This window comes from Roseomonas genomospecies 6 (assembly GCF_008365375.1).
GTDB lineage: Bacteria > Pseudomonadota > Alphaproteobacteria > Azospirillales > Azospirillaceae > Azospirillum.
In genome coordinates this window covers 81,213-104,353 of record NZ_QOKW01000024.1, presented here as the reverse complement: position 1 = coordinate 104,353, position 23,141 = coordinate 81,213, and the positions used below count along the sequence as shown (strand labels likewise).

General features: G+C 68.8%; 15 protein-coding genes. 5 read left to right on the top strand and 10 right to left on the bottom strand.

Annotated features, from left to right (window positions below; genetic code table 11):
* Window positions 1-237: 237 nt before the first annotated feature.
* The 5 genes from DS843_RS23995 to pyk all read right to left on the bottom strand — a co-directional run bounded on the left by DS843_RS23995 (window position 238) and on the right by pyk (window position 5,880).
* The gene (locus DS843_RS23995) at window positions 238-1,224 is read right to left on the bottom strand and encodes a TRAP transporter substrate-binding protein (RefSeq protein WP_208852302.1); all 987 of its coding nucleotides are present in this window, start codon (window positions 1,222-1,224) and stop codon (window positions 238-240) included.
* Between the two features lie 430 nt (window positions 1,225-1,654).
* Complete coding sequence (locus DS843_RS23990) at window positions 1,655-2,416, bottom strand: GntR family transcriptional regulator (protein ID WP_149471350.1); 762 nt, start codon at window positions 2,414-2,416, stop codon at window positions 1,655-1,657.
* 162 nt (window positions 2,417-2,578) lie between these two features.
* Window positions 2,579-3,481, bottom strand: a complete 903-nt coding sequence (locus DS843_RS23985) for a formate/nitrite transporter family protein (protein ID WP_149471349.1) — start codon at window positions 3,479-3,481, stop codon at window positions 2,579-2,581.
* A 28-nt stretch (window positions 3,482-3,509) separates the two neighbouring features.
* Window positions 3,510-4,289, bottom strand: coding sequence for a pyruvate formate-lyase-activating protein (gene pflA / locus DS843_RS23980; protein WP_149471348.1), 780 nt, complete (start codon window positions 4,287-4,289; stop codon window positions 3,510-3,512).
* A 67-nt stretch (window positions 4,290-4,356) separates the two neighbouring features.
* The gene (gene pyk / locus DS843_RS23975) at window positions 4,357-5,880 is read right to left on the bottom strand and encodes a pyruvate kinase (RefSeq protein ID WP_149471347.1); all 1,524 of its coding nucleotides are present in this window, start codon (window positions 5,878-5,880) and stop codon (window positions 4,357-4,359) included.
* Window positions 5,881-6,385: 505 nt separating this feature from the next.
* On the opposite strand from pyk, the gene DS843_RS23970 reads away from it, so the two are divergent.
* The gene (locus DS843_RS23970; RefSeq protein WP_149471346.1) at window positions 6,386-8,926 is read left to right on the top strand and encodes an HWE histidine kinase domain-containing protein; all 2,541 of its coding nucleotides are present in this window, start codon (window positions 6,386-6,388) and stop codon (window positions 8,924-8,926) included.
* Window positions 8,927-9,002: 76 nt separating this feature from the next.
* Here the strand turns inward: DS843_RS23970 and DS843_RS23965 are convergent, their stop codons facing one another.
* The 3 genes from DS843_RS23965 to DS843_RS23955 form a co-directional block, all read right to left on the bottom strand.
* On the bottom strand, window positions 9,003-11,807 hold the full coding sequence (locus tag DS843_RS23965; protein WP_149471361.1) for an ATP-binding protein: 2,805 nt from the start codon (window positions 11,805-11,807) through the stop codon (window positions 9,003-9,005).
* Window positions 11,808-11,937: 130 nt separating this feature from the next.
* A complete protein-coding gene (locus DS843_RS23960; RefSeq protein WP_167525442.1) occupies window positions 11,938-12,579 on the bottom strand; it encodes a TetR/AcrR family transcriptional regulator in 642 nt (213 codons plus the stop codon).
* Window positions 12,580-12,794: 215 nt separating this feature from the next.
* The gene (locus DS843_RS23955) at window positions 12,795-13,505 is read right to left on the bottom strand and encodes a TetR/AcrR family transcriptional regulator (RefSeq protein ID WP_149471345.1); all 711 of its coding nucleotides are present in this window, start codon (window positions 13,503-13,505) and stop codon (window positions 12,795-12,797) included.
* Window positions 13,506-13,709: 204 nt separating this feature from the next.
* Here DS843_RS23955 and DS843_RS23950 point away from each other — a divergent pair, with 204 nt between their 5' ends.
* The 4 genes from DS843_RS23950 (at window position 13,710) to DS843_RS23935 (ending at window position 21,049) form a co-directional block, all read left to right on the top strand.
* Entirely contained in the window at window positions 13,710-14,894 is a 1,185-nt protein-coding gene (locus DS843_RS23950) for an efflux RND transporter periplasmic adaptor subunit (protein WP_149471344.1), read from the top strand.
* A gap of 31 nt (window positions 14,895-14,925) precedes the next feature.
* Window positions 14,926-18,078 carry an efflux RND transporter permease subunit gene (locus tag DS843_RS23945; RefSeq protein ID WP_149471343.1) on the top strand — a complete coding sequence of 1,051 codons (3,153 nt, stop codon included), beginning with the start codon at window positions 14,926-14,928 and terminating at the stop codon, window positions 18,076-18,078.
* 273 nt (window positions 18,079-18,351) lie between these two features.
* Window positions 18,352-19,821 carry a bifunctional enoyl-CoA hydratase/phosphate acetyltransferase gene (locus DS843_RS23940; protein ID WP_149471342.1) on the top strand — a complete coding sequence of 490 codons (1,470 nt, stop codon included), beginning with the start codon at window positions 18,352-18,354 and terminating at the stop codon, window positions 19,819-19,821.
* 10 nt (window positions 19,822-19,831) lie between these two features.
* Window positions 19,832-21,049, top strand: a complete 1,218-nt coding sequence (locus DS843_RS23935; RefSeq protein ID WP_149471341.1) for an acetate/propionate family kinase — start codon at window positions 19,832-19,834, stop codon at window positions 21,047-21,049.
* A gap of 85 nt (window positions 21,050-21,134) precedes the next feature.
* Here DS843_RS23935 and DS843_RS23930 read toward each other — a convergent pair whose 3' ends face one another.
* Both DS843_RS23930 and DS843_RS23925 read right to left on the bottom strand, forming a co-directional pair.
* Window positions 21,135-22,268, bottom strand: a complete 1,134-nt coding sequence (locus tag DS843_RS23930; RefSeq protein WP_149471340.1) for a glycosyltransferase family 61 protein — start codon at window positions 22,266-22,268, stop codon at window positions 21,135-21,137.
* 67 nt (window positions 22,269-22,335) lie between these two features.
* On the bottom strand, window positions 22,336-23,103 hold the full coding sequence (locus DS843_RS23925) for an alpha/beta fold hydrolase (RefSeq protein ID WP_286192286.1): 768 nt from the start codon (window positions 23,101-23,103) through the stop codon (window positions 22,336-22,338).
* Window positions 23,104-23,141 lie beyond the last annotated feature (38 nt).

The window sequence follows — 23,141 nt, the reverse complement described above, 5'->3', positions numbered from 1 at the left end:
GAGTCGTTCAGCACGTAGCGGCCGAAGACCTGATAGAACACCACGCCCACGATGGCCATCAGGCCGACCATCGCCACGCACATCCCCGACCGCGCCAGCCGCGCGTTCACCCGTGTCAGCAGGCCCGGTGGGGCAAGAGGTCGGACCTCTTCCAATTCCAGTTCGATGCTCATGATGCCGTCCTTCCCGCGGGTTCGCGGCGCCGGCCGGGGCAGGCGGGCGCCGCGACCGCGCGGCTTACTTCGTGTCTTGGATGCGCTGGACGAGGCCTTGCAGCTTCGGCGTGTTCGCGAACTTGGCGAACACGGGCTTCATCGCATCGATGAATTCCTGCTTGTTCGCCACGTCGCCGATCTGGGTTCCGGCCTTCTCGACGATGGCGCGGGACGCCTCCTCGCGCTCCGCCCACAGCTTGCGCATGTGGGGGACGGAGTCCTTGGCGGCCTTGCGGATGGCGGCCTGGTCATCCTTCGACAGCCGGTCCCAAGAGGTCTTCGAGAAGACCAGCACCTCCGGCGCCATGGCGTGTTCGGTGCGGGTGTAGTACTTGGCGGCCTCGAAATGGCGCGAGGATTCATAGGAGGGGTAGTTGTTCTCCGCCGCGTCGATGATGCCGGTCTTCAGGCCGGTGTAGACCTCGCCCATCGGCATCGGCGTCGGGTTGGCGCCCAGCGCCTCGATCATCGACACGAAGAGGTCCGACTGCTGGACGCGGATCTTCATGCCCTTCAGGTCGGCCAGCGAGGACACCGGCTTCTTGGTGTAGAGCGAGCGCGAGCCGCTGTCGTAGAAGGCCAGCCCGATCAGCCCCTGGCTTTCCATGGCGGCCAGGATCTCGTCGCCGATGGGGCCGTCCAGGACGGCGTGCATGTGGTCGGTGTCGCGGAAGATGAAGGGCAGGGCGACGACCATCGTCTCCGGCACCACGTTGTTCAGCGGCGCCACGTTGATGCGCATCATGTCGAGCCCGCCGATCTTGATCTGCTCGATCGTGTCGCGCTCGTTGCCCAGCGCGCCGTTCGGGTCGACCTTCACGCCGAGCTTGCCGCCGGTCCGCTCGCTCAACAGCTTGCCCATGTATTTGACCGCCTCGACGGTCGGGTAGTCGGCGGGGTGGATGTCGGCGGACCGGAAATCGCGGGCCGAGACCGGCGCGGCGAGCAGCGCGCCCGCGGCGCAAGCGGCGAGCAGCGCCATGCCGAGGCGACGGAAGGGAGTCTTCATGGACCGTACTCCTGCCTTAGGAGAATTGCCTGTTGGAGCGGTGGCGGATCGTCGTGCCCGCCGAAAATGGACAAACGAAATGTCTCGAATGCAAAAGGTTTCCCCGCCTTTTCCTCGGCGACGCCTTCGATAACAGCGCTGCGAAACATGAGTAAAAAATAATCCCGCAAGGGATGGGCGAAAAATCCCGAGGCCATCGGCGTCTGCCGACGGGCTGAATGTGTGGTCTTCCTTTTTCCTTTTTCCGGATCGCTCGCGGTCTTCTTCCACGCAGCGCATGAATTGTTGTTCGAGGAGCGGTCTGCGCTGGGCCGTTCGAGTCCGTGCCGGGCTCCGCTGAGCTAGTTATATTAATATATCAGATGAGAGCGCAAGCACAAAACGGGGGTTCGGAACGGTCGGCGCTAAAATGTCGCAAGCGGGTCGGGGATTAAAACCAGGGCAGCGTTTGCCGCCCCGCGCCGGCTGGGCGGTCTGTGAAACAGAGCGGTGCGACGGCGCGCAGATCGTCGATGGTCAGCCCCAGCCCGTCGAGATGGGCTCCCAGCGCCAGGACGCTCGCCTCCTGGTCGTGGGCGGCGATGGCGTCCACGATGGCCTCGTGCTCGGCGATGACCTTGGCCATCTGGCCGGGGACGGGCAGCGTCAGGCGGCGGCAGCGGTCCACCTGCACCTTCACCTGCCGCACCAGCGCCCAGAAGCCCGGGAAGCCCGCGATGTCGGCCAGCAGCGCATGAAAGCTCTCGTCGGCCTCGTGGAAGCCGTCGCGGTCGTCCGCGGCGCAGAGTTCGCGTTGCCCCTCCAGCGCCGCGCGCAGCCGTGCGACGTGGCTGGCGGTGGCGCGGGCGGCGGCCATGCGCACCGTGGCCTCCTCCAGCGCCTTGCGGATCACGCCGGCCTCCGGCAGTGCGGCGATGGGGATCAGGGCCACGTAGGTGCCGGATTGTGGAAAGACGTCGATCAGCCCTTCGTCGGCCAGCCGCAGGACCGCCTCGTGCACGGGGGTGCGGCTGACGCCGTAGGCCTCGGCGATGCGGGCTTCGGCGATGGGTTCGCCGGGCCTTCGGCGCATCGACAGGATGTCGTTCCGCAGGTCGCGGTAGATGGGAGAGGCGGAGCGCTGCGCGGGCCGGACCGTCGCAAGCCGGCGCTGCCGCGGCGGGGCCGCGGCGGTAAGGGTGTCCGATGGCATGAGCCACCTCGTCGTACGAGCGGGTCGCCCACGCACAGAGCGGCGCCCCAAGAGATTCGCTTCCGCTAATATATTAGTGTTTGCGCCCGTTGCTGAGGGGCAAAGGTGGGGACAGTCCAGGCAAAGTGTCGCAGCCTGGAATGCCCCCACCCCAGCCGCCGTTCAATGCGCCGTGCGGCGGCTCGGGCGGCGGTAGATGAACCAGTAGACGGCGCCGACCAGCACCGCTCCGCCGAACCAGTTGCCCAGCGTCACCGCGGCGAGGTTCAGCAGGAACTGCCCCACCGGGATGACCGGCGCGGCGCGGCCCAGGTCGGACCAGAAGGACGCCGGGGCACCCCACTCGATCAGCAGGCCCAGCGGCACGAAATACATGTTGGCGACGCAGTGCTCGAAACCCGCGGCGACGAAGGCGCTGACCGGGAAGACGATGGCCAGGATCTTGTCGGTCACGCTGCGCGCGCCGAGCGCCAGCCACACCGCCAGGCAGACCAGCACGTTGCACAGGATGCCCAGGAAGAAGGCCTGTCCGGCGGGAAGCCCCGCCTTGGCGGTGGCGAAGTAGAGCGCCGAGGCGCCCACCGCCCCGTGGCCGAAACCGTATTGCCCGGACAGGAAGACCAGCAGCGCCGTGCCGGCGGCGCCGACGAAGTTGCCGATCCACACGATCGTCCAGACCTGGAGCATCCGCTTTGTCTTCACCCGCCCGCTGGCCCAGGCCATCACCATCAGCGCGTCCCCGGTGAAGAGCTGCGCGCCGCCGACGATGACCAGGATCAGCCCCAGCGAGAAGACCAGACCGCCGAGCAGCCGGGTCACACCGTAGGGCAGCATGCCCTCCGCCCCCGACACGGCGACGGTGGCGAACAGCCCGCCCAGAGCGATGAAGGCGCCGGCCAGCACCGCCAGGGCGAACAGCGTCGCGGCGTCGTAATTGGCCTTCTTGACGCCCAGATTCTCCGCCGCGAGCGCGATGGCGTCGGGCATCAGCGCGTCGAGGGACGGGGTGGGCGGAGCGGCGGGGGAGGCGTGTGCGGGAGCCTCCGGAAGGGAATGCGTGTCCATGGATTGGGTCCTCATCTCATACGGCGTCTCACACGGCCTTCAGGCCATGCGCCCGGAAGATGCCGCGCACCCGCTCGGTCAGCTCCGGCGGGGGAGGTTCGGTGCCGGCCAGCGTGTAGGGCAGGCCGAGCTGCTTCCACTTGAACTCGCCCATCTTGTGGAAGGGCAGGACGTCCACGCGCTGCACCACGTTCAGTCCGGCGGCGAACTCCGCCAGCCCCTCGATCTCGTCGAGATGGTCGGTCAGGCCGGGGACCAGCACGTAGCGCAGCCAGATCGGCTTGTTCAGAAGCGACAGCCGCTCCGCGAATTCCAGCGTCGGGCGCAGCGGGACGCCGGTGACGGCGCGGTGGGTGGATTCCTTGAACGCCTTGATGTCCAGAAGCACCAGATCGACGTCGGCCAGCAGATGGTCGTCGGCGTGGCTGCCCAGGAAGCCGGAGGTGTCGAGCGCGGTGTGCAGGCCCAACGCCTTGGCGCCACGGTAGATGGCCGCGCAGAAGTCCGGCTGGACCAGCGGCTCGCCGCCGCTGATGGTCAGCCCGCCATGGGCGCGGCGCAGGAAATCGGCGTAGGTGGCGATGTCGGCCAGCACGTCGGCGGACTGGGCCGGCGACCCGTCGTGCATGTGGCGCGTGTCGGGGTTGTGGCAGTACTGGCAGCGCAGCGGGCATCCGGCCAGGAACAGGACGTAGCGCAAGCCCGGCCCATCGACCGTTCCGCCCGTTTCCACCGAATGAACCCAGCCGCGGACCGATGCGCCCGTCCCGGCGGAATGCGCGGGGTGTGGGGTAATCGGGCTGAGCATGAGGCACCTCGTGAATGGGCGCCGGTGCCCGCTTCATTGCGGCACCGGCGCTGTGTGCCATCCTACGTCAGGCCCCGGCGTCGGCCATGACAGGGGTCAATTGATCGGACGGGGCCTCCTGCGCGTCACGCGTGTACCCACCTGCCGGAAGGACGGGGCGCTCCACCCAGGCGATGCGCAGGATGTTGGTCGAGCCCGGCATGCCGAAGGGCACGCCCGCGGTGATGACCAGCCGCTGCCCGTCCTCGGCCAGACCATGGGCGTAGGCGATGCGGGTCGCCTTGTGCACCATGTCGGAGAAGTTCTGGATGTCCTCGGTCAGCACGCTGTGGACACCGTAGGCCAGCACCAGACGGCGCGAGGCGGCGACGGTCGCGGTCAGGCAGAGGATCGGCACCTCCGGCCGCTCGCGGGCGGCGCGCAGGGTGGTCGAGCCGCTGGTGGTGTAGGTGACGATCGCCGCCGCGTGGATGGTGTGGGCGACCTGCCGCGCCGCCGCGGTGATGGCGTCCGCCGCCGTCTCCTGCGGGTCGGCGTGCTGGGCGTCCATCATCTTGCGGTAGAGGTCGTCATGCTCCACCCGGCGGGCGATGCGGTCCATCATCGACACCGCCTCGATGGGGTAGGCGCCCGACGCGGTTTCCGCCGACAGCATCACCGCGTCCGCCCCGTCGAAGATGGCGGTGGCGACGTCCGACGCCTCGGCGCGGGTCGGGGCGGGGGAGGCGATCATCGATTCCAGCATCTGCGTGGCGACGATGACCGGCTTTCCGGCCTTGCGCGCCTCGCGGACGATGCGCTTCTGGATGCTCGGCACGTCCTCCGGCGGCATCTCCACGCCCAGATCGCCGCGGGCGACCATCACGCCGTCCGACAGTTCCACGATGCGCTCCAGATGCTGGATGGCCAGGGGCTTCTCCAGCTTGGACATCAGGGCGGCGCGCCCGGCAATCAGCTTGCGCGCCTCCGCCACGTCCTCGGGCCGCTGCACGAAGGACAGGGCCACCCAGTCCACCTCCTGGTCCAGCGCGAAGACGAGGTCGGCGCGGTCCTTCGCTGTCAGGGGCGACAGGGGCAGAAGCACGTCGGGCACGTTCACGCCCTTGCGGTCGGACAGGCGCGTCCCGGCCACCACGATGGTATCGGCGTGGTCCGGGCCGCAATCGACGACGTGCAGGCGGACCTTGCCGTCGTCCAGCAGCAGGTCGGTGCCGGGGCGCAGGGCGGCGAAGATCTCCGGATGGGGCATGCCGACGCGGGCGCCGCCGCCCGGTTCGGTGGAGAGGTCGAGGCGGAAGCGCTGCCCCACCGTCAGATCCACCGCGCCGTCGGCGAAGCGGCCAAGCCGCAGCTTCGGCCCCTGGAGGTCGGCCATGATGGCGATGGGCCGTTCCAGCTCGCGCTCCAGGGCGCGGATGGCGCGCACGCGGGCGCCGTGGTCGTCGTGCGAGCCATGGCTGAAATTCAGGCGGAAGACATCCACGCCTGCCTCGAACAGCGAGCGGATCATCTCCGGCGAGGAGGAGGACGGACCCAGCGTGGCGACGATCTTCGTCTGCCGGAAGCGGCGGATCGGGGTGGCGGTGGTCATATCGAAGCAGGCTCCGCAAGAAGAGGACGGGACGGCGGTCGGGTCGCGCGCGCGCAGGGCGGGCGCATGACGGTAAGACCGGCGCGCCGGCACAGGCGTGACGCGCGGGGCACCTCAGGCCGGTCGCGGAGGTGTTGCCGCGCCGACCGGGCCGCGCTTCTGTCCCTCTCAAATAAAATACTAGTATATTAGATCGAAAGGCAAGCCCGTTCCGCGGGGCGGCGCCTGCTGCTGCCAAAATGTCGCATGACGACGCGGGGGACGGTGGCAAGAAGGGGCATAGTGCCTTCCGCCGAGCGGTGCCGAGTTGGAGAAAAGGCGTTTCCGGATTATTTCACATCGGCACCGTGCCGCACCGCTAGGCCCGGATGTCGGCAAGGGCGATGTTGGCAAGGCTGGCAGGATCGTTCATCGTGAAAAGGCCGGCGTTCCGCAGTGCACGGTATAGTTTACGAATGAGTGGGACGCATGGCGATGGTGGCCGAATGACGGGAGCAGGGCGACGATGACCGGTGGCGTGGACTTGAGCAATTGCGACCGGGAGCCGATTCATCTTGTCGGGTCGATTCAGTCTTCCGGATTCCTGATCGCGCTGTCGACCGATTGGATCGTCAAGCACGTCTCGGCCAACATCGGCGCGTGGCTGGGCGTGGAGCCCGACGCCCTGCTGGGCCTTCCCCTGACCGGAGTGATGGATGAGGAGGCGCTGCACGCCATCCGCGGTCGGCTTCAGCTTTCCCTCATCAACGGATCGGTGGAGCGGCTCTTCCGGCTGAAGGTGTCGGCCGGCGCGCTGCCCCTGGACATCGCGGTCCATCTGTCCGGCCACTCGATCATCATCGAGGCGGAGCCGAGCGAGCCGGAGGGCGACCTGGACGTCGGCTCCATGATCCGCGCCATGATCACGCGGCTTCAGCGCACCGCCGATTTCGGCACCTGCTGCCGGGAGGCGGCGCGGCAGTTGCGGTCGCTGACCGGCTACGACCGGGTCATGGTCTACCGCTTCGACCGGGACGGGGCGGGGGAGGTGATCGCGGAATCCGCGGTGCGCGGCGTGCCCTCCTACCTCGGGCTGCGCTATCCGGCGTCGGACATCCCGAAGCAGGCCCGCGCCCTGTACGAACGGAACTGGCTGCGCTGCATCGACGACGTGAGCGCCCCGCCCGCGGCCATCCTGCCGCCCGTCGGGCCGGAGGGCGAGCCGCTCGACCTGTCGATGAGCGTCCTGCGCAGCGTGTCGCCCGTCCATTGCGAGTATCTGCGCAACATGGGGGTCGCGGCCTCGCTGTCGGTGTCGATCCTGCGCCGGGGCAAGCTGTGGGGCCTGTTCGCCTGCCACAATCTGGTGCCGCGGCGCCTGTCGCTGGAACGGCGCACGGCGGCGGAGCTGTACGGCCAGATGTTTTCCTTCCTGCTGGAAAGCGTGGAGCGCGACCGGGAGGAGGCTTACGAGGCCAAGGCGCGTCTGCTTCACACCCGCATCATGGCGGTGATGGCGGACGGCGCCTCCTCCATGGAGAATCTGGAGCGGCTGAGGGGCGAGGTCGGCCACTACATCCGCAGCGACGGCTTCGCCATCGTGTTGGGTGGGCAGACCCTTCTGGAGGGCAGCACCCCGACGCAGGAGGAGCTGCTCGGGCTGGTGCGCATGCTGAACCGCACGCACGCCAGCCGCGTCTTCGCCACGAGCGAGATCGGGCAGGTCCACCAGCCGGCGGCGGATTTCGCCGAGCGCGCCGCCGGCATGCTGGCCATACCCGTGTCGCGCAAGCCGCGGGACTACATCATCTTCTTCCGCAAGGAGTCGGTGCGGACCGTCATCTGGGCCGGCAACCCCGACAAGCCCGTGGAATCCGGCCCCAACGGACGGCGCCTGACCCCGCGCAAGAGCTTCGAGGCGTGGAGGGAGACGGTGCACGGCCAGTCGGAACCCTGGAGCGAGGCCGACCAGCGCATCGCGGATTTCCTGCGGATCACGCTGATGGAGGTGGTGCTGCGGCTGGCCGATCAGGCGGAGGAGGAGCGCCGGATGGCCCGCGAGCGGCAGGAGCTGCTGATCGCCGAACTGAACCATCGGGTCCGCAACATCCTGAGCCTCGTCCGCGCCCTGCTGACCCAGAGCCGGGCCGGCGTCACCCGCGTGGAGGAGTTCGCGGAGATCGTCGGCGGGCGCATCCAGGCGCTGGCGCGGGCGCATGACCAGTTGACGGCGGAGAACTGGAAGCCATCCCCCCTGCGCGCCCTCATCGCGGCGGAGGTCGAAGCCTATCTGGGCAGCCGGGCGGAGCGGGTGGTCCTGACCGGGCCGGAGGTGCTTCTGTCGCCCCCCGCCCTGTCCGTCATGGCGCTGGTCATGCACGAGCTGGTGACCAACGCCGCAAAATACGGCGCGTTCATCGACGGCGGGGGCCGGGTGGTGGTCCGCTGGAGCCTGGACGAGCAGGATGCCCTCGAACTCTGCTGGGAGGAAAGCGGCGGCCCGCCCGTTCAGGCGCCGGTGCGCCAGGGCTTCGGCACCACCATCATCGAACGCTCCGTCCCCCACGAACTGAAGGGCGAGGCGACGGTGACCTATGCCCTGGCCGGGCTGAAGGCACGCTTCTCCATTCCGGCCATCCATGTCAGCCTCGCGCCGGAGCGGGCTGCGGTGACGGAGGCGGCAGTGACGCCCTGCGCGGCGGCGGATGTTCCGCTTCGCGGCACGGTGCTCCTGCTGGAGGACAACATGATCATCGCCATGAGCGCGGAGGACATGCTGCTGAGGCTGGGCGCCGACCGGGTGGAGACGGTGGCGAGCGTCCGCCAGGCGCTGGTCGCCATCGCCGAGGACCCGCCGGACGTGGCGCTCCTGGACGTCAACCTGGGCATGGAAACCTCCTTCCCGGTGGCGGAACGGCTGCGCGAGCTGGGCATCCCCTTCCTGTTCGCCACCGGCTACGGCGAGTCCGCGATCTTCCCGGAGGCGTTCCGCGACGCGACGGTGCTGCGCAAGCCCTACGATTCGGAGCAGGTCCGGCGGGGGGTGCTGGCGGTGCGGGGGACGTAGACGGGCGGGCCGGGGTTCGGGATTCTCGGGGGCAACCTCCCCAGATGCCGCATCCACCCCACACCGAGCCGACGGCTCACGCGGCGGTGCCGGTCTGGCGGGACAGGGCTTCCTGGAGCAGGCGGGCGGTGACCGGTTTGAACATCAGGCCGATTCCGTGCCGCTCGGCCTCCTGCATCACGTCGGGGCCGGAATCGCCGGTCAGCAGAACGGCGGGGACCTCTTTCCCGGCCAGTTCGCGGATCTTCAGGATCGCTTCGGTGCCCACCTTGTGTTCCCGCAGCCGGTAGTCGGCCACCATCACGTCGGGCCGCCGTCCCGCCGCCCGAAGCCGCTCCAGCGCCTCTTCGGTGGAGGAGGCGACGATGGTGTCGTAGCCCCAATCCTGGAAGATCGACCGCAGGCCCATCAGCACGATGACATCGTCGTCGATCAGGACGGCCAGCCGCCCGCGCGCCGGTTCCCGGGAAGCGGGAGGCGGGGCCGGGCTTTCGGCGGCGGTGCCGAGGGGCACGGTGATGCGGAACACCGATCCCTTGCCGAGTTCCGAGCGCACCTCCACCGGGTGGTCGAGCAGGGCCGACAGCTTCTGCACGATGGCGAGGCCGAGGCCGAGCCCCTGGTTGCGGTCCCGCTCGGGATTGCCGACCTGATAGAACTCCTCGAAGATCCAGGACATCTGGTCGCCGGAGATGCCGATGCCGGTGTCGCGCACCATGATGCCGGCCTGCCCGTCCAGGAGGCTGCATTCCAGGCGGATCACTCCGCGCTCGGTGTAGCGGATGGCGTTCTCCACCAGATTGCGCACCATCCGGCCCAGCAGGTTGCGGTCGCTGCGCACCGTGATGTCGCGGTGGTTCATCACCTGGAGATCCAGCCCCTTGGCGGAGGCGAGCGGGGCGTAGGCGGCGCCGATGTCGTCGAGCAGCGGTTTGAGCAGGAAATCCTCGATCCGCGGTTCGATCACTCCGGCGTCGAGCTGCGAGACGTCCAGAAGGCTGTCCAGCAGCCCCTTCAGCGTTTCCATGCCCCGTTCCAGCATCGCCAGGGCGTCGCGCCCGCGCGGGGAATGGACGTGGCTGTGCAGGGCCTCGGCGAAGAAGAACATGGATTGCATGGGCTGGCGCAGGTCGTGGCTGGCCGCGGCCAGGAAGCGGCTCTTGGACCGGTCGGCCTGCTCCGCAGCGTCGCGCGCCATGCGGCTTTCGTGCACGTCGACGGCGGTGCCGACCCAGGCGATGATCTGACCGTTCTGGCGCATCGGGTTGATCCGGCAGACGTGCCAGCGGTAGGCCCCGTCGTGGCGCCGCATCCGCAGGTCGAAGCCATAGGGTTCGCCCGCGGCGATGGCGCGCTCGCGGACGCTGCGCATCATGGGATGGTCGGCGGGGTGGATGTGGGACCAGCGCTCATCCTCCTCCATCCGCTGTCCGGTGTAGTCCCGCCACGCCGCGTTGTAGAATTCCCGCCCGCCGTCCGGACGGTTCACCCACATCATCACCGGGGTGTTCTCGACCAACTCGCGGAAGCGCGCCTCGCTGCGGCGCAGAGCCTCCTCGCCGGCCTTGCGCTCGGAAATGTCGGTCAGGGTGACGACGGCCAGGGTGATGCAGCCGTTGGGATCGCGCACCGGCTCGGCATCGGCCAGACAGGTGACGGGACCGGCGGGGGTGTCGCGGCGGAGTTCCTCCTGCTTCACCACGGCGCCGTCGCGCAAGGCGCGGACCAGCGGCAGTTCTGTCGAGGTGCCGGGCGGTTCCTCCGGCGAACCGCCGTCGCCACCCTTTGTGAAAGGGCTGGGATAGTCCTCGATGCGGGCGATCTTGCCCAGCGGCTTGCCGATCAGCCGCTCCGCCGCGCTGTTGTGCAGCAGCACCCGCCCGGACGGCGCCTCCGCCACCACCACGCCGGAGGGCAGATGCTCCAGCACGGCCTTGAGCATGGACCGCTCCGTCTCACGCTGCCGGGTCAGGCGCCCGATGACCCAGGCGGTCCCGATCAGAGTCAGCACCAGGATGATCAGAAAGGGAGCCCATGACCGTATGGCGGCACGGTCGATGGCATGCAGGGCGGCGGAGCGGTCGATGCCGACGGCGATGGCGAGGCCGCTGCCGTTCGCGCCGGGCGGGGAATAGGCGGAGATGCGGGACACGCCGTCCGCCCCTTCGATCACCGCCGTTCCCGTGTTGCCGCCGTTCAAAAACAGGTCGAGCCGCTTTGGCAGCGTCTGGCCGATCAGCCCGGGAAGTTCCGGTACGCGGACAAGGACCGTGCCGGCGCGGTCGGCCAGCAGGACGGCCGTGTTCGGCGGAAGGGGCTTGCGGGCTTGATACTGCCGCAGCCAGTCGAGGTCGAGCAGCGCGGTGACGACCGCGGGATCGGGCGGGCCGCCGCCGTCGATGCGGCCATGGGGCGCACCGTCGCCGCCTTGGGCGTAGGGCAATGCAAAGGGCAGGACGTGATGGCTCAGCCCTTCGGTGACGCTGTATTCCCCCACCGCGAATCGGCCGGTGGACAGGGCTTGCTGGATTTGCAGCTGTTCCGCGATCCCGGCTCCGACGGTCCGCGGGTCGGTGGAGCACAGGACGGTGCCGGAACGATCCGCGAAGCCCAGCGTCAGATAGCTGGGCAGGCGCTGCCTCAGCCGTTCCATCGTCCCTTGGCAGGCCGGGCCGGCGATGTTCGCCTCCGCCAGCGTGGTGAGGATGTGTTCGACATCGGCGATGATCCGCTGCTGCTCGGTCTGGACCAGATCGAGCAGGCGCAACGCCTCCTGCCCGATCTCGGCCTCCCGCTCCGCCCGCAGTTTGGCATGGGAATAGATCTCGAACCCGATCAGGGGAGCCAGGGTGAGCACGAGCAGCAGCAGCCAGCGGACCATGGACACGATCGACCGTCCCGGCCCATGGGCCATTGGGATGAATGCAACAATCGTGAGAAACCTAGCATACTGAAGTATGTTTCGGTGCCTGTCCTTCTGTCCTAACGCTTTCCTTTGCGCCGCGACGCCGTCAGCCTTCCGACGGAGGTCGGGCGCCCGCCAGGAAGAGGGCGACGACCCGCCCGACGTAGCGCTCCATCTCCTCCATGGCGAGCGATTGATCCGGCAGGATCAGGCGGCGCAGCAGGATGTTGCCGGTGATCATGCCGATGAAGCCGCGGGCGGCAGCCTCCGGCTCCGCGACGCGCAGGGCACCCGCGGCGGTCTGCCGCTCCAGATAGTCGGCCAGACGCCGCTGGGCGGTTTCCGGTCCGATGCGGAAGAAGGCTTCGGCGATGTCGGGGATACGCCCGCCTTCCGACACCAGCACGCGGACGACGGCGATGGTGCGGTCGTCCAGCAGCGCCCGGACGAGGTGCAGGGCGAAGCGGGTCAGCCCGTCTTCCGGCGGGGCCTGTTCGTCGGCCTGGATGGCGGCCAACCCGTCCTGGATGCGGGCGCTGTTCTCCTCCATCATCGCGCGGAACAGCCCCTCCTTGTCGCCGAAATGCTCGTAGAGCGTGGCGCGGGAGCCGCCGGCGCGGCTGATGATGTCGGTCAGCGTCGTCTTCTCGAAACCCTTCTCCACGAACAGCGCCGCCGCCGCGTCGAGCAGGGCCTGCCGCCGCGCCCGTCCGCGCGGGCCGACCGTCGATGTGTCCTTGTCGGTCAATTCCCTGGCGTGTCCTTGGTGTGGTGGTTTCTTGCCCGCGCGCTGGAACCTTTGCCCCCTCCCTAACCCTCCCCCGCTTCGCAGGGGAGGGAACGGACGCCGCTTCGCAGAAGGCACCCTCTCCCGCGCAGCGGGGGAGGGCCGGAGTGGGGGCAAGGGTGCTATGCCGGACGACGCTCCCCGATGCAATGAGGCATGACGTCCGGGGGGTCCCGTCAGGGCCGGGTCCCCTGAAGGAACAACCGCACGGACTGGCGGACGTAGCGCTCCAACTCCTCCATGGAGACGGATTCGTCGGGAAGGATCAGCCGCTTGGTCAGCAGATCGCCGACCACCATGCCGATGAAGGCGTGGGCCGCGGCCTCCGGGTCGTCGATGCGCAGGCGCCCGGCCTCGGCCAAGCCGCGGAATCCGTCGGCGAGCCAGCGCACGGTCTTCTCCGGCCCGACCTGGAAGAAGGCCCGGGCGATGTCGGGGATGCGCCCGCCCTCCGACACCAGGATGCGCAGGATGGCGGTGGTCTCCGGCATGGTCAGCGTGCCGGCGATGTGCAGGCCGACGCGGAACAGGGTCTCCTCCAGCGCCTCGGACATCGCCGCCGGTTCGCCGGCCTGCATGGCCGACATCTCCTCCAGCACGCGGTCGCAGTGACGCTCCATCACCGCGCGGAACAGCCCCTCCTTGTCGCCGAAATGCTCGTACAGCGTGGTGCGCGACCCGCCGGCCTGCCGCAGGATGTCGGACAGCGAGGTCAGCGCGAATCCCTTTTCCACGAACAGCGCCGCCGCGGCGTCGAGCAGCGCCCGGCAGCGCGCCTGGCCGCGCGGGCCGAAACCGGGCGTGTCGAAGCCCCCTGAACCCAACCCGGCGGAGCCAATTGCGGCGGTGCCGTCACGGAACGGTGTGGGTGCCCCCTTGTCGGGCATTGCGGTTCCCCCTTGCGCAAGCGGTCGCTCTGAATGTATCGTCCAGTACAGTGTACTGTATGAGACAGTACGGATAAAGGGGTCTTTTCGCACCGTCCGCGCGCACCGGTCTTTTCCGCCGGTTCCCAACGCCGGGCGGGCAGCGGAGGCCCCGGCTCTTTTGAACATTTCATCGCCGCATCACGGCGTTTTGACGAGGAACGGATGTTCAACAGGAACGCATTGCTGTCTCTTGCCGTGGCGGCCTCCCTCACGGTGGTGCTGGGCGCCTGCCAGGACAAGAAACACGCTGCCGGGGGCCAGCCGGCGCCCGGGCCGGCGGAGGTGGCGGTGGCGACCATCCAGCCGCAACGCCTGTCCGTCACCACCGAGCTGCCGGGCCGCACCGCGGCCTTCCGCGTGGCCGAGATCCGGCCCCAGGTCAGCGGCATCGTGCTGAAGCGCTTCTTCACGGAAGGCAGCGACGTCAAGGCGGGCGACCAGCTCTACCAGATCGACCCGGCCACCTACGAGGCGGAGCTGGCCGTCGCCCAGGCCGACATCCAGAAGGCGGAAGCCAACCTCCAGGCCGCCCGCAACAAGGCCGCCCGCTACGGCGACCTCGTGCGCAGCAGCGTCGTCAGCAAGCAGGACTACGACGACGCCATGGCCTCGCTGAAGCAGAACGAGGCGCAGGTCGCCGCCGCCAAGGCCGCCTACAATCTGGCGCGCATCAACCTGGACTACACCAAGGTCTTCGCTCCCATCTCGGGCCGCATCGGCAAGTCCGCCGTGACGGAGGGCGCGCTGGTCACCGCCAATCAGGCGACGGCGCTCGCCACCGTCCAGCAGCTCGACCCCATCTATGTGGACGTCACCCAGACCGCCTCGCAGCTCATGCAGCTCCGCCAGGACATGGCGAGCGGCCGCATCCGCCCGGCGGAACCCGGCAAGATCCCCGTCTCGCTGGTCCTGCACGGGGCGGAGGCTCCCTATCCGCAGCGCGGCGATCTCCAGTTCTCCGACGTCACGGTCGATCCGGGCACCAGCTCCGTCCAGTTGCGGGCGGTCTTCCCGAACCCGGACCTGAACCTGCTGCCGGGCCTGTTCGTGCGCGCCCGCGTGGAGCAGGGCGTGGCCGAGAACGCTCTCGCCGTGCCGCAGGAAGCGGTCCAGCGCGGGCCGGACGGGTCGGCGCGCGTCTGGGTCGTGGGCGACGACAACAAGGTCAACCCGCGCACCATCAAGACCGAGCGGGCGATCGACAACGCCTGGCTGGTCTCCGACGGGCTGAAGCCGGGCGAGCGCATCGTGGTCGAAGGGCTTCAGAAGGTGAAGCCGGGGGCCGAGGTCAAGCCGGTGGCGCCGCAGAGCGCCGTGGCGGCCCTGCCCGCGCCGCAGGCGCGCTGATGCCGCAGGCGCGCTGATAAAGGACCCATCCATGTCGAAATTCTTCATCGACCGGCCCGTCTTCGCCTGGGTCATCGCCATCGTCATCATGCTGGCGGGTGGTCTGGCGATCCTGGGCCTGCCCGTCGAGCAGTACCCGAAGATCGCCCCGCCGACGGTGTCCATCACCGCCAGCTATCCCGGCGCGTCGGCGAAGACGCTGGAGGACACGGTCACCCAGGTCATCGAGCAGAAGATGACCGGGCTGGACCACTTCCGCTACATGTCGTCGAACAGCGATTCGTCGGGCAACGTCACCATCACCCTGACCTTCGAGCCGGAGGCCAACCCGGACATCGCGCAGGTCCAGGTGCAGAACAAGCTCCAGCTCGCCGTGCCGCTCCTGCCGCAGGAGGTGCAGCAGCGCGGCCTCCAGGTGTCGAAGGCCGGCAACGACTTCCTGATGGTCGCCGGCTTCGTGTCCAGCGACGGGCGGCTGAGCCAGGGCGACATCGCCGACTATGTGGCCTCCAACCTCCAGGACACGATCAGCCGCGTCGAGGGCGTGGGCGACATCACCGTGTTCGGCCCGCAGCACGCCATGCGGATCTGGCTGGACCCCGACGCGCTGAACAGCCACCAGCTCACCACCATCGACGTCACCAACGCCATCCGCGCGGAGAACGCGCAGGTGTCGGCGGGCCAGCTCGGCGGCGCCCCCGCGGTGCCGGGCCAGCGCATCAACGCCACCATCATGGCGCAGTCGCGCATGCAGACGCCGGAGGAGTTCGGCGCCATCCTGCTGCGCGTCAATCCCGACGGCGCCCAGGTGCGGCTGCGCGACGTCGCGCGCATCGAGATCGGGCAGGAAACCTACGAGATCACCGCCCGCTACAACGGCAAGCCGGCGGCGGGCGTGGGCGTCAAGCTGGCGACCGGCGCCAACGCGCTGGACACCGCCGCCGCCGTGAAGGCGCGCATCGCGGAGCTGTCGGCCTTCTTCCCCGAAGGGCTGGAGGTCTTCTACCCGTACGACACGACGCCCTTCGTCGAGCTGTCGATCCACGAGGTCGTCAAGACGCTGATCGAGGCGATCATCCTCGTCTTCGCCGTGATGTACCTGTTCCTTCAGAACTTCCGGGCGACGCTGATCCCGACCATCGCGGTTCCGGTGGTGCTTCTGGGCACCTTCGGCGTGCTGTCGCTGTTCGGCTTCTCGATCAACACGCTGACCATGTTCGGCATGGTGCTGGCCATCGGCCTTCTGGTGGACGACGCCATCGTGGTGGTGGAGAACGTCGAGCGCGTGATGAGCGAGGAGGGGCTGCCCCCGCGCGAGGCGACCCGCAGGTCGATGGACCAGATCACCGGCGCCCTGATCGGCATCGCGCTGGTGCTGTCCGCCGTGTTCGTCCCCATGGCCTTCTTCGGCGGCTCCGCGGGCGCCATCTACCGCCAGTTCGCTCTGACCATCGTGTCGGCCATGGCGCTGTCGGTGGTGGTGGCCCTGGTGCTGACCCCGGCGCTCTGCGCCACCATCCTGAAGCCGGTGGCGAAGGGCCATGGCCACGCCAAGCGCGGCTTCTTCGGCCTGTTCAACCGCGGCTTCGACGCCAGCAGCCGCGTCTATCTGCGCGGCGTGCGCGGGGCGGTGTCGCGGCTCGGGCGCTACGGCGTCGCCTACATGCTGATCGTCGGCGGTCTGGCCTACCTGTTCCTTCAGATGCCGTCGTCCTTCCTGCCGCAGGAGGACCGCGGAACCATGTTCGTGCTGTGGTCGGCCCCGCCGAACGCCAGCATCGAGCGCACGATGGAGACCACCAAGCAGGTCGAGACCTATTTCCTGGAGCAGGAGAAGGACAGCGTCGAGGGCTTGTTCACCATCGCCGGCTTCAACTTCGCGGGCCGCGGCCAGAACGCCGGCATGGCCTTCGTCCGGCTGCGCGACTGGAGCGAGCGCGAAACCGCCGACCGCAAGCCGGAAGCCATCGCCGGGCGCGCCATGGCCGCCCTGTCGAAGGCCAAGGACGCGGTGGTCTTCGCCTTCATGCCGCCCTCGGTTCCGGGCCTCGGCAACGCCACCGGCTTCGACCTTCAGTTGGTGGACCGCGGCGGCGTCGGGCACGACCGGCTGATGCAGGCGCGCAACCAGTTGCTGGGCATGGCGGCGCAGAACCCCAAGCTGGTCGGCGTCCGCCCGAACGGGCTGGAGGACACGCCGCAGTACAAGCTGACCGTGGACCGCGAGAAGGCGAGCGCGCTCGGCCTGTCGCTGACCGACATCAACACGACGCTGGCGGCGGCCTGGGGGTCGTCCTACGTCAACGACTTCATCGACCAGGGGCGCGTGAAGCGCGTCTATCTCCAGGCCGACGCGCCCTACCGCATGCAGCCGAGTGACGTGGACCGCTGGTATGTGCGCAACGCCACCGGCCAGATGGTGCCCTTCTCCGCCTTCACCACGGCGGAATGGACCTTCGGCTCGCCGAAGCTGGAGCGGTACAACGGCCTGTCTTCGCTCAACATCCAGGGCGCCGCGGCGCCGGGCGTCAGCTCCGGCGAGGCGATGGCGGAGATGGAGGCGGTGATGGCCAAGCTGCCGCCGGGCATCGGCTTCGAATGGACCGGCCTGTCCTACGAGGAGCGGCTGAGCGGTTCGCAGGCCCCGGTGCTCTACGCCCTGTCCATGCTGATCGTCTTCCTGTGCCTCGCGGCGCTCTACGAGAGCTGGTCGGTGCCGGCGTCGGTCATCCTGGTGGTGCCGCTGGGCGTCATCGGCGCGGTGATCGCCGCCACGCTGCGCGGGCTGCCCAGCGACGTCTACTTCCAGGTGGGCCTGCTGACGACCATCGGCCTGTCGGCGAAGAACGCCATCCTGATCGTGGAGTTCGCCAAGGCGCTCTACGACGAGGGGATGGAGCTGAAGGAGGCCGCCATCGAGGCGTGCCGCCAGCGCCTGCGCCCGATCATCATGACCTCGCTGGCCTTCGTTCTGGGCGTGCTTCCGCTGGCGACCAGCAGCGGCGCCGGCTCGGAAAGCCAGAACGCCATCGGCGTGGGCGTGATGGGCGGCATGATCTCCGCCACCGTGCTGGCGATCCTGTTCGTCCCGGTCTTCTTCGTCGCGGTCTACCGTCTGTTCGGCAGCAAGCGTGCCGGCGCCCTTCCCCCGCCGGGTGCCGAGCCGGTGCCCGCCGGCGACTGACGGTTCGGCTGCGGCTGGAAGCGGAAGGCCCGGTCCCGGAAACGGGGCCGGGCTTTTTGCTGGAGATGCTGGCAGCGCGTCCTGCGGCAAAGTGTCCGGTCGCACCAGTTTCGGTGCGCCGCAGCGTCCTTCCTGCTAATATATCAGTATACAAGAAGACGCTCATAGAAGAAGACGGCAAGACGCGCTTCCCATTCAGCAAGGCGCGCGCCGGGAGGGATCGGCTGAAACGGGCAGCGTCATGCCTTTTTCTCTTATCCGGAGTGTTCTGCAATGACTGCCAATGGTGAATCCAGCGGCGACCTCGGGGCGGCCTCGACCGAGGCGGTCCCGATCGAGAACGTCACCTTCGACGAGATCGCCGTCGGGCAGTCCGCCAGCATCGCGCGGCAACTGACCGTCATGGACGTCGAGCTGTTCGCCACCGTCTCCGGCAACATCGATCCGGTGCATCTGGACGCGACATTCGCCGCCGACAGCCGCTTCCAGAAGGTGATCGGCCATGGCATGTGGTCCGGCGCGCTGATCTCCGGCGTGCTGGGAACTCGGCTGCCCGGCGCCGGCACCGTCTATGCCGGCCAGGACCTGCGCTTCCGCCGCCCGGTCGGGCTGGGCGACGTCGTCACCGCCACCGTCACCGTGCGCGAGAAGCGGGCCGACCGGAACATCGTCGTCTTCGACTGCCTGTGCACCAACCAGGACGGCGAGGTCGTGGTGACCGGCACCGCGGAGGTGGTGGCACCCACCCGCAAGGTCCGCCGCGTGGCCCACGCGCTGCCGCAGATCCAGATGATCCGCCACGACAAGCACGACGCGCTTCTGCACAAGTGCGACGGTCTGGAGCCGGTCGCCACGGCGGTCGCCCATCCCTGCGACGAAAGCTCGCTGAAGGGCGCGGTGGAGGCGGCGGAAGCCGGCCTGATCGATCCCATCCTGATCGGCCCGGCGGCGAAGATCCGCGCGCTGGCCGCCGCCCATGGGCTGGACATCGCCCGCTACCGCCTGATCGACGTGGAGCACAGCCACGCCGCCGCGGCGGCCGCCGTCGCTCTGGCCCGCAACGGCGAGGCCGAGGCGGTGATGAAGGGCAGCCTGCACACCGACGAGCTGATGGCCGAGGTCGTGCGCAAGGACACCGGACTGCGCACCAGCCGCCGCATCAGCCACGTCTTCGTGATGAACGTGCCGACCTACCCGCGCGCCCTGCTCATCACCGACGCCGCGATCAACATCTACCCGACGCTGGAGGACAAGGTCCACATCGTCCAGAACGCCATCGATCTGGCGAAGGTGCTGGGCGTGGAGACGCCGCGCGTCGCCATCCTGTCGGCGGTGGAGACGGTGAACCCGAAGATCGCCACCACGCTGGAAGCGGCGGCGCTGTGCAAGATGGCCGACCGCGGCCAGATCACCGGCGGCATCCTGGACGGCCCGCTGGCTTTCGACAACGCCATCAGCGCCGAGGCCGCGCGCATCAAGGGCATCAGGTCGCCCGTCTCCGGTCAGGCCGACATCCTGCTCGTCCCCGACCTTGAGGCTGGCAACATGCTCGCCAAGCAACTGTCCTTCCTCGCCAACGCCGACGCCGCGGGCATCGTTCTGGGCGCGCGGGTTCCGGTCATCCTGACCAGCCGCGCCGATAATGTCCGCACCCGCCTCGCCTCCTGCGCCGTGGCGGCGCTGGTGGCCGCCGCGCGCCGTCCCTCCCTCGCACTCGACGCCGCCCCCTTGGCCGCGGAGTGAGGATCACGCCATGTCGCATCGTGACGCCTGCCTCGTCATCAACGCGGGCTCCTCCAGCCTGAAATTCTCCGTCTTCTGCGGCGCCGGGAAGAGCGATCCGGAGGCCGTCCTGACCGGCCAGATCTCCGGCATCGGCACCGTTCCCCGTTTCGAGGCGAAGGACGCGGCCCGCCGCGTCCTGGCCGACGGCATCCTGGACGAGGTCGGCCCCGGCGACCGCGCCGGGCTGCTCGGCTTCCTGCTGGCCTGGATGCGGCACGAGCTGCGCGACGTGCGGCTGGTCGCCGCCGGCCACCGGGTCGTGCATGGCGGCACCCGCTTCGACGCGCCGGTCCGGCTGACCCCGGCGGTGCTGGCCGAGCTGGAGGCCCTGGTGCCGCTGGCCCCGCTGCACCAGCCGCACAACATCGCGGCGATGACCGCGCTGGCCGAGGTCTATCCGGAGCTGCCGCAGGTCGCCTGCTTCGACACCGCCTTCCACAGCACGCGCCCCTGGCAGGCGCAGATGTTCGCCCTGCCGCGCGAACTGACCGACGAGGGCGTGCGCCGCTACGGCTTCCACGGCCTGTCCTACGAGTACATCGCCCAGCGCCTGCCGCAGATCGCGCCGGAGCTGGCCGAGGCCCGCGTGGTCGTCTGCCATCTCGGCAGCGGGTCCAGCCTGTGCGGCATGCGGGCGGGCCGCAGCGTCGACACCACCATGGGCTTCACCGCTCTGGACGGCCTGCCGATGGGCACGCGCCCCGGCACCCTCGACCCCGGCGTGCTGATCTATCTGATGCGCGAGAAGGGCATGGGGCCGGACGAGCTGGAGCGGCTGCTCTACCACAAGTCCGGGCTGCTGGGCGTGTCCGGCGTGTCCAACGACATGCGCGCCCTGCTGGACAGCGAGAACCCGCAGGCGGCGGAAGCCGTGGAGCTGTTCTGCTTCCAGGTCGCCAAGCAGGCGGCGGGGCTCGCGGCCTCCATGGGCGGTCTGGACGCGGTCGTCTTCACCGCCGGCGTCGGCGAGAACTCCGCCCCGGTGCGCGCTCGGGTGGCGGAGAAGTTGGGCTGGCTCGGCGTCCACCTCGACGGGGCGGCGAACCGTGCCCGTGCCACGCGCATCTCCGCCGCCGACAGCCGCGTGCCGGTCTTCGTCATCCCCACCGACGAGGAGCGCATGATCGCCAGCCACACGCTGGACGTCCTGGCGCAAGCCGCCGTGCATCCGCCCCTGGCGGCCTGATCGGGTGAGGGGCGTTCGACGGGAGGGGGAAGGGGCCGCACGGCCACGTTCCCCTTTTCGCGCCTGATCGCAGAGAATCGATGGATCAGGTCAGGAAGCCGGCCCTTATCAGCGTATCACGCGTCTGGTCGAGCGGAATTCGCCAGGTCCGGTCATGCGGCCAGACCGGTTCCCAAGGCCCTTGGATTTCGCCCATGACATAGCCGTAGCGCACGCCCCGAAGGTTGGAGAGGCGGCGGAAAAGCCAATTCATGTAACAGTCCATCTGGAGTTCGCACACCTGGGTTCCTGGACGGCAGAACACCAGATTGGTCAGTCCGGCGCCGTGCGGCCCGACCACATGGGTGGCTTCCGCGAAACGGCGGACCTGATCGGCGAGCGACATGCCGTCGAGGTCCAGGATCTCGTAGCCGGCGTTCGCGAGCAGGGCGATGACCTCGGCTTCGTTCTCCAGGCGGCGTTTCGGGGAGCGGGTTCGCTGGATGTAGAGCCGCCGGTGCGGGTTCGCGGCACCGACGCTTGCGACCAGACGGTCGAACGCGGCCAGCATCTCCGGGTGTGGATAATAGCCGAAGCCCGAAAGATTCGGGATCAGCACCAATTCGTCCACCAGAACGCTTTCCGCCGTTGCGATGGCGTGGGCGCGTATCGGCCGGCCGCCGGCCAAGTGGACGAGCGTGTCGGTTTGGAAGGCGTGGTCCAGCGGCGGCACCAGGATGATGTCGTCGCGATACCGATCCGGCACTGTGGGCAGGCGGGCCGCAGCGTCGATGTGCCAGTGGTAGTAGTTGAAGGCGCCCGCCGCCAGAAGATGCACGGCCCGTCCCGCGATGCGCCGGACGTCGGAGCTTTGAAGCGTCGTGAATCCGCTTTCGGGATCGACGTCCATCCCGTGTTCCGGAGGATAGACATGCTGGAGCGTCTCCGCGATCAGCCGGTTGGCCAGCATGGTCACCCCGGCGGTCGAATGAACGCAGGCATTCCTCAGGCGGTACAGTCTTACCGGGGCCGGGCGGTACACGGCTTCGCGCCAGGCTCCGGCGAAGGGGTGCTCGACGACGCGGCGGTCCGCAAGATCGCTGTCGCCAAAGGCCAGCGGGAGGATGGGCACCTCGCAGTCCGGCAACAGAGGTTCGGATTCCACCAGGGGACGGCCCGTTTCATCCTCGAGGCCCAACGCCTCCAACTCGCGCAACGTGATCTGAATCGGCGTCGCCATCCCAACGCTTCCCTTGTTCAGCGGCAAAGCAGCCTTTTACCGCAACTCCGACGTGACCAATGCACCCTCAGCGTTTGGCGAGGAAGCTTCCGATCTCCTCAATGACGAGCGTTTCCCTCTCCCGGTGCGGCACATGACCGGTGTCCGGGAGAATCCGCGGGGTTCCCCGCCCGGCGGCGATCCGTTCGGGGTGGGCGCTGGAGCCGTATTCGTCCCGGTCGCCGTGCAGCGCCAGAACCGGGCAGCGGACCGCCGTGAGGGCTGCATCCAGGGTCCAATCGGCGAAGCCGGGCGACAGCCACGTTTCCGTCCAGGCGTCCAGGACCCACCGGGCCTTGTCGCCGTGATACTTCGCCAGCCGCGCCACGTTGGCGGGGTCCTGAAAATCGCGCTTTGCGTCGCGGATGCCGGCGAGGGTCCTCTCTTCCACGAAGGCCTGCGCGGCGATGGTCACAAGCGCACGGCACCGTTCCGGAAAGCGCGCCGCCGTCTCGACCGCCATGCCGCCCCCGACGCTGTGGCCGCAGGCGACGAACTCCGTCACGCCAAGCTGGCCGAGCAGGTGCGGGATGGTGTCCCGCGCCTCCGCTGCGACGAAATCCAGCGCGAGCCGACCCGGATGCGGAGCCGAGCGTCCGAAGCCGAGCCGATCATAGGCGATGACGCGGCGGCTCGTCCCGGCTGCCAGCCGCTGCGGAAAACCGCGCCACAAATCCACGCTGCCGAGGGAGTCGTGGAACAGAATGATCGGCGCGGCGCCGGGAGTTTCCGGAGTCCAACTCTTCGCGAAGAGGGCGCCTTCCTTGGTCCGGATCGACCATTCCGTTTCGGTCACGGGGGCTTCGTTTTGCGTCGGCATGTCGGGTGCGCTGC